The sequence below is a fragment of the Paenibacillus oryzisoli genome (assembly GCF_050467285.1).
Lineage (GTDB): Bacteria > Bacillota > Bacilli > Paenibacillales > NBRC-103111 > Paenibacillus_E > Paenibacillus_E oryzisoli_A.
The window spans coordinates 1-1,182 of record NZ_JBCMUN010000040.1 but is presented as its reverse complement, the minus strand read 5'-3'; the positions used below and the strand labels follow the sequence as shown (position 1 = coordinate 1,182).

General features: G+C 53.3%; 1 protein-coding gene. It reads left to right on the top strand.

Annotated features, from left to right (window positions below; translation table 11 throughout):
• The coding region (gene uxaC, locus ABE504_RS32745; protein ID WP_430096902.1) for a glucuronate isomerase at positions 1–1,182 on the top strand (1,182 nt) is incomplete at both ends.

The following is a 1,182-nucleotide window of genomic DNA, read 5'->3' as shown; positions in this document are numbered from 1 at the left end:
AACGGCGTCGAGGAGTCCAAAGTGACCGGCGAAGCGAGCGATTATGAGCGTTTTGCGGCTTGGGCGGCGACCGTTCCGATGGCGATTGGCAATCCGCTGTACCACTGGTCCCACATGGAGTTGCGGACATTTTTCGGTGTAAATGAGCTGCTGAACGCGGAGAATGCCCCTGTCATCTGGGAAAAAGTGAATGCCAAGCTGGCGGAAGGCAAATCCCGCGCCCGCGATCTCATTACTAATTCCAAAGTGACGGTCATCTGTACAACGGACGATCCGGTGGATTCCCTGGAATATCACATTAAAATCAAAGAACTTCCCGACTTCAACACGCAAGTGCTGCCGTCTTACCGTCCGGACAAAGCATTGGAAATTAACCGTTCAACGTTCTTGCCGTGGATTGCGCAGCTGGAGAAAGCGACAGGTACAGCGATTCGTTCTTATGACGACCTGCTCGCAGGACTGGAAAGCCGGGCGCAATTCTTCGACTCCGTCGGCTGTAAAGTATCCGACCATGCGCTTGACTATGTACCTTTCGCTGAAACGACCAAAGAAGAAGTGGATGCGATTTTCGCAAAAGGACTGGCAGGACAAGCCGTTTCTCTGGAAGATGAGAAAAAATACAAAACTTACACGCTGCTCTTCCTTGGCGGCATTTACAAAAAGCTCGACTGGGCGATGCAGTACCACATGAACGCGGCCCGCAACAACAACGCGGATGCGTTTGCGAAGCTCGGTCCGGATACTGGCTTCGACGCAGTTGGCGACAGTCCGGTAGCGGTTGCGCTGCAAGGTCTGCTGTCGTCACTCGCTGTGGCGGACAATCTGCCGAGAACCATTCTGTACTCACTGAATGCACGCGACAATGAAATTCTGGCGGCGCTTATGGGCTGCTTCCAAGGCGGCGGCACAGCAGGCAAAATCCAGCTCGGCGCAGCTTGGTGGTTCAACGATACGAAAGACGGCATGATTTCGCAGATGAAATCGCTCGGCAACTTTGGCTTGCTCGGTCGTTTCGTCGGCATGCTGACGGATTCCAGAAGCTTCTTGTCCTACACACGACATGAGTATTTCCGCAGACTCTTGTGCAACATGATCGGCGAGTGGGTGGAAGCGGGCGAGTTCCCGAACGACGAGGCGCTTTTGAAGCAACTAGTAGAAGGAATTTCGTACAATAACGCGAAA